The organism is Kitasatospora sp. cg17-2, assembly GCF_054031055.1.
On sequence record NZ_CM132923.1, the window covers coordinates 9,725,582 to 9,731,581 of the forward strand.

Below are 6,000 nucleotides of genomic sequence, written 5' to 3' on the forward strand. Positions count from 1 at the left end.
CCTGGCCCTGCAGATCGCGGTGCTGCGCGCGGTCGCCGACCTCGGCCTGCGCCGCGTCATCACCTTCCACTCCCGCGTCAGCGCGGCCCGAGTTCGCGAACACCCTGCTGGAGACCTCGGAGCTGCTCGAGGACGCGGAGCGCCCGGAGCGGATCTGGGCGAAGGCGGTGGCCGGCACCGACCGCCTCAAGGACCGCCGGGCCGCGTTCACCGAGTTCAAGGCCCACACCGGCGAGGACGGCGAGGAGTGTGGCATCCTCTGCAACAGCCGACTCCTGACCGAGGGCATCGACGTCGCCGCCGTGGACGCCATCTGCTTCGCCGACCCCAAGAGCTCGGTCATCGACATCGTCCAGGCCGTCGGCCGCGCGCTGCGCCAGTCCTACCGCCAGGGCAAGGTCTCCTGGGTCGTCATCCCGGTCTACCTCCCGACGCCGGAGGTCGGCGACGACACCGCCACCGCGGACCCGGCCGAGGTCCACGACAGCCGGCGAAGCCGTGAAGGCCGAGGCCGACACCGAGATCGAGGCCAGCTCGTTCCGCACGATCTGGCGGGTCCTGCGCGCCCTGGCCGCGCACGACGCCCGGGTGGTCGGCCGGATCACCGAACTGCGCGGCGCACGCTCGCAGGGCACCGCGCACACCACCGCGGCCAAGCCGGCCGAGGGCAAGGCCGCCGAGCCCGGCGGCGAGGGGGAGCAGCAGCCGGCCCCGGCCGAGTCGCCGATCGAGTGGCTGAAGATCAACGCCCGCCAGCACGCCGCCCGGATCCTCCAGACCGTCAAGCTGCGCGCGTTCAACCCGCGCGCGGTCGAGTGGCAGCGCATGCACGCCGTCGCCGCCCGGTTCCACATCGAGCACGGCCACCTCGACCCCACCGACAAGACCGAGCACGCCGAGCTGATCTCCTGGCTCGCCCGCCAGCGCCACCTGAACGGCCAGCACCTGCTCGACCCGGTCCGGGTGTCCGAGCTGGACGCGCTGGGCATGATCTGGTCGAAGAACGCCAACGCCTGGGAACGCGGTCACGCCTACGCCGCCGCCTTCCACCACCAGCACGGCCACCTCGCGGTCCCCGCCACCGCCAAGCTGGACGGCTACGCGGTGGGCGCGTGGATGCGCCGCCAGCGCAAGGCCGACAACCTCACTGGCGACCAGGTGGCGAAGCTCGACGGCCTGGACGAGCTGTGGCGCCTGGAGCCGGACTGGAACAGGTCGTACCGCCGCCTGCTCGCCTACCTCGCCGCCGGCGGCACCCTGGACGGCCCGGCGAACCGCACCGGCCTTGGCGACGACCTGACGTTCCGCCCCGGCACCTGGCTGCGCAAGCAGGACAAGGCCCGCACCGAGGGCAAGCTGACCGACCACCAGGCCGCGCTCCTGGACGCGCTCACCCGGCACGCCGAGACCGTCGCGGGCTGACCCGCCCCTGACCAACGCCCGCTGTCCCGGCCCACCCCGGGCCGGGACGGCCCGCTCCCTGGAAGGAGACGAGTGACCACCACCCAGCAGCCGAAGGTGTCCTGGTACGCGCAGTACGTGTGCCACACGCGGTCTGCCGAGCCGTGTTCGAGGAGCAGGGGCCGGCTGCCAGCGGCGGGTGGGGCCGGTGCCGGCTCGGGCAGGGACGAGGACCGTGCAGGACCGGTGGAGGCGGTGCGCGTTGGTGCTGGGACAGGGCTGGGAGCGTGGTCGGTTACCGGTCGGGTGTGATTGGCGGGTCTCGCCGGGGTTTGACGGGTGAGGGTTGTCTCATCGAGGCCTGACCGGGTTGTCCGGGTCGGTCGCTGACCTGCGGTGGACGACTTGTCGCATGGGCGATATCGGTAGGTGCTGGTGAGCGATCCCGTTTTGAACCGCGGGCTCCGGCAGGGCGATGGCCTTGCCGGAGCGTGGTGTTCAGATCTGGGGGTCGAGGCGGAACTTCTGGTGGTCGGCGTTGCTCCACTCCTGCTGGCGGACCGGCGCGCCGTTGCGTGTGCCGTCGTTGCCGAGGGCGATCTGCAGGACCTTGTCGCTGTGGCGGGCGACCAGGCGGTACCAGCCGTCGCCGACCGGCTCGGGGCGCCACTGCTGGTGGGCGCCGCCGCTCCACTCCCACTGCCGCACGGCGGCACCGTTGTCGGTGCTGGCGTCGGCGACTTCCAGGACCTTGCCGCTGTGCCGGGCGGTGATCCGGTAGAAGCCGCCCTCCACCTTCTCGAAGGTGAACCGCTGGTTGTCGGCGTCGCGGCGCTCCCACTGCTGCGCCCTGGCTCCGTCGGCGAGGCCTTCGGCGCCGGTGCCGGCGATCTCGACGAGCTTGCCGCTGTGTCGGGCGACTAGGGCGGCTTGGGTGGGGATGGCGGCGCTGGCCGCGTCGTCCCAGGTGATGTCGTCGCCGTCGATGTAGATGCCCCAGAACGGCACGTAGTAGAAGTACTTGTAGCGGCCGCCGAAGAAGGGCATCGGGTACCAGATGTAGTTGGCCACCACCCCCCTGGAGGAGACCCCCCACCCGGTCGTGTGGGCCCCTCGTTCGTAGCGGCCCTGCACCACGTCGGTGGTCTCCGGCAGCCGCTCACCGGGCTCGAAGTTGACGGCGTAGAGGTTCTCGGCCATCTGGCCGGACTCGACGCGGTGGAAGTAGGCCGGCGCGCTCTTCTTGATCACGCCGACCGTGCGGGCGGGCCGCGCGGGTACCGGGTCGCGGTAGCGGGTGGTTGCCGCCGCCACCATTGCGGTGCACTTGGAGCCCGAGGCCGTGACGTGCTGGTGCTCCCACTGGCCGTCGCCCGCGGGGGTGGCGATGACGAACCCGCCGACGGTGCCCACGCACACCGCGCCGTCGGGGCCGGCCGTCATCGCGCCGACCTCCGGCACCGACTGCTCCCCTTCCGCGGTCACGGGGAAGGTCCCGAGCTTCTCCAGGGTCCGCGCCGCCAGGACGACACCCTCGTAGCGGTACCTGGGGCCGATGGCGGCGTAGACGCGCTGCCCGTCCCCGCTGGGGCACACTGCTGCGGTGTACCCGCTCCCTCGGGCCACCACCTTCAGCGTGGCGGTGTCCACCGCGGCCAGGGAGTTCTCGCGGTAGCTGTTGAAGGTGTAGAGCAGCGTTCCGTCCTCGCTCAGCACGACCCTGACCCCGGCCGGCCCGTACGCGAAACCGGCCAGCTCGACGGTGGCGGTCACCGTCCCGTCGGCCAGGTCCAGCACCTTCACCGTGGGCGCGCCGTCGGAGCTGCCCGCGTACAGCCGCGTGCCGTCCGGGGAGACCGCGATACTCGTGTAGACGTCCTCGTTCTTCAGTCGGCGCAGCACGGTGTTGGTGGTGGTGTCGATCTCGACGATGTCACCGGTGCCGACCGCGACGTAGAGCCGCTCGCGCCGCTGGTCGATGACCGCGTCCCACACCGGCTCGTCCAGCAGCTGCCCGGTGCCGCGGTCCACCTCCTCGTCCAGCACTTCGGTGAGGGTGTCCGTCTCCACCAGGTGGACGCCGTCGTTCAGGCCCACGTACAGGTGGGTGCCCTGGGAGTTCGGGCACAGGAAGCCCCGCCCCAGCCCGCCTCCGACCGCGTTGCGGCTGGTCAGCGTGCCCAGCACCTCGCCCGACTCCGGGGAGATCGCCGACACGGCCCAGTACTCACTCGTACTCCAGTCCGCCTCGTGCAGGGCGTAGTAGTGGTACGTCCGCAGATCCGTCACGACCGGCTCCCCTCCCCGCCGACACATGGTGCATCGGCGCAGTCGCCAGCGTAAAGATCAACAAGAGGCAGCAGGGCACGTTCCACGAAATTGGCCGGCACCTCGTACCCCACTGGGTGAACCCTCCAGCACAAGCCCCGGGTGGCCGCTGCTGGCCCTGCCACCAGGACCGCGAGGAGCGCCTGGAGCGGGAGGCCCAGGCGCGGCTGGAGGCGGCCCGGGCGGCGAACGCCGAGCTGCGCCCGTGCTGGACGTGCCGGGGCTCGATCGGTGGGAAGTAGGGCTCGAAGCCGGAGCTGCGGGAGAAGGCCGGCCCGGACCGGCTGGAGTGCCCGCAATGCGAACAGGACCGCGCCGTCAAGGACTTGGGCCCGCTGATGCTGCCCGCCCCGACCAGGCGCGAGCAGATGGCTGCGCTGGTCTCCACCCCGGATGACCTCTGGTGGGAGGACCGCGTGCTGCACGCCAAGCTCCACCCGGCGAAGGGCCGCTGGGTGTGACCTGTTGGCCGTTGTGGGCACGATATGGCCTCTATCAGCGAGTTGTCTGGACCTTTGGTCGTTCCTGTCGGGGTGATGGCGGAGTAGGTGTGCGGGGCGGGGTTTGGTGACTGTGTGTTGTTATTTGCGGGGTGGCGGGACGTGTCGGCCGCCGACGGGGTCGGCGCGGCATTGTCGGGCCCGTATCCGGGGTGAATTCCTCTGATAGCTCCGTTCGGCTATTTTGCGGAGCGGATTTCTGTAGCGGCATGAAGGCAGATTGAACTTGCAGACTTGGGGCGGCCCAGTGGGAGTGTTCGATTTTTTGGGAGATTGCTGGGGTGTCAAATCTTCACGTGTTGGCCACGGTGTGGGACATCGGCGAGTGCTGTGTGGCGCGGGCTCGGGAGGTGGTCCCACTCCCGGAGTGGTTGCCAGGGCTGGCCTCTGAGCTGGGGTGATGCCGTTGTGACGGGAGGTTGCCCCGTCACCCGTGGCGATGTGGGGTGACGGGGCGGGGCTTCGGGTGCCAGCTGGTGTCGCCGTGCTCGTTGCGAAGGTGGCGCTGTCGCGGGGTGTCCAGGTGGCGTGCCCTAGCAGGTTCAGCGGGTGGTGAGCCACTGGAGGAGGAGAGTGAGAGGCAGGGCGCCGGCGGCGGAAGCGGCGCCGAGCAGTGCGCGGTTGACGAGGGATTGGCTGGTGGGCCAGCGACGGGGCTTGCGGCGTCGCTTCCAGGGGTCGGGCTGCGTCATGTCGGGTCTCCTGCGTGGTGGTTGGTTCGGGCTGGCGGGGGACTCCCCGAGCCCACCCACTGCGTAATCGTGCTAGGGGACAGCCTCCGCGCCGACTTCTGGATCTTGGCGAATTTTTGTTCGAATCTTGAGGATGCCGCATGTAGGCCAGTCGGGAACTTCCAGTTCGAACGAGTGTCGCTGCTTCGGGAATGGTGTTGGGTGATGCTGTGCGGGATTTCCTGGGCGGTCTGGAAGGGCGGTCGCCGTGTCGGCATGGAGGGCCGTAGGCCCTTTTTCTGGGTGCCTGAATTCGATTCCCTGCCGCTGCGCCAAGGAAGGGTTTCGGATTGCCGCCGAAAAGGGAGTGGGAGGGTATTCGGATTCCCGTCGCGAGTGCGGCCTGATAGATCCGTGAAGGATGGTCACCGCGAGGTTGTCTGTTCTCCTCCGACGCCCGCCGTGGAACCGGTGGGATAGGGCTGTGCGGAAGCCGGTGAAACGCTGCCGGATTCGCCTCGGGTTCCGGCCGGGAGTCTGTGGTTGAGGGCCCGTCAGGGATGGCCGCCAGGGGGGCACGTGAGGGCCCACCGCCGGGGCCGGGGAGGCCCGAGCCGGGACCGGTTGGTCCGGAGGTTGCCCCTGAGGGCCGCAGGCCCCGCCCCAGGGGGTACCGGATGGGCTGCCAGCCCAGTAACCAGGCGGCGGACCGGCCATCGGCCGGTGCAGGGGGAGGGGCCGGGAGGGGGAGGGTGTGACTGATACCGGAAGTCCGCGACACATCGTCAACGCCGAGGGCCGCAGGCCCCGGCCGGCACCCCGCCCGGCCGGAGGGACGGGCCGCTACCCGAATTCCGCGTCACATCGTCAACGCCCACCCCCGGGCGCAGCCCGGGAAACCCTGCCAGTCAATCGGCCCATAGGGCCGTGAAAAACACCGGCCCAACAAGACCGGAAAGTCGACAGGTTGACGGGCCGTAGGCCCGGGAGAAAGCCACCGGAAAGGCGGAGCGCAGCGACGCCCAACCCCCGCCACCAACCACCCGCACACACCCACGAATTCGCCACCGGCGAATTCGCCCAACCCCGCACCGCCCGCC

The 6,000-nt window shown here is 70.4% G+C and carries 4 protein-coding genes and 1 pseudogene; 3 read left to right on the plus strand and 2 right to left on the minus strand.

Going from position 1 to position 6,000, the window contains the following annotated elements:
- Positions 1–167: 167 nt before the first annotated feature.
- Positions 168–317 (plus strand): annotated as a pseudogene (locus ACW14Y_RS40735) (hypothetical protein); the annotation flags it as partial.
- A gap of 181 nt (positions 318–498) precedes the next feature.
- Positions 499–1,422, plus strand: a complete 924-nt coding sequence (locus ACW14Y_RS40740) for a helicase associated domain-containing protein (protein WP_456985392.1) — start codon at positions 499–501, stop codon at positions 1,420–1,422.
- A gap of 477 nt (positions 1,423–1,899) precedes the next feature.
- Here the strand turns inward: ACW14Y_RS40740 and ACW14Y_RS40745 are convergent, their stop codons facing one another.
- Complete coding sequence (locus ACW14Y_RS40745; protein WP_456985393.1) at positions 1,900–3,690, minus strand: RICIN domain-containing protein; 1,791 nt, start codon at positions 3,688–3,690, stop codon at positions 1,900–1,902.
- Between the two features lie 377 nt (positions 3,691–4,067).
- On the opposite strand from ACW14Y_RS40745, the gene ACW14Y_RS40750 reads away from it, so the two are divergent.
- Positions 4,068–4,190 carry a hypothetical protein gene (locus ACW14Y_RS40750; RefSeq protein ID WP_456985394.1) on the plus strand — a complete coding sequence of 41 codons (123 nt, stop codon included), beginning with the start codon at positions 4,068–4,070 and terminating at the stop codon, positions 4,188–4,190.
- 581 nt (positions 4,191–4,771) lie between these two features.
- On the opposite strand, the gene ACW14Y_RS40755 is transcribed toward ACW14Y_RS40750, so the two are convergent.
- Positions 4,772–4,921: a hypothetical protein gene (locus tag ACW14Y_RS40755; protein ID WP_456985395.1), complete on the minus strand. Its 150-nt coding sequence runs from the start codon at positions 4,919–4,921 to the stop codon at positions 4,772–4,774.
- Positions 4,922–6,000 lie beyond the last annotated feature (1,079 nt).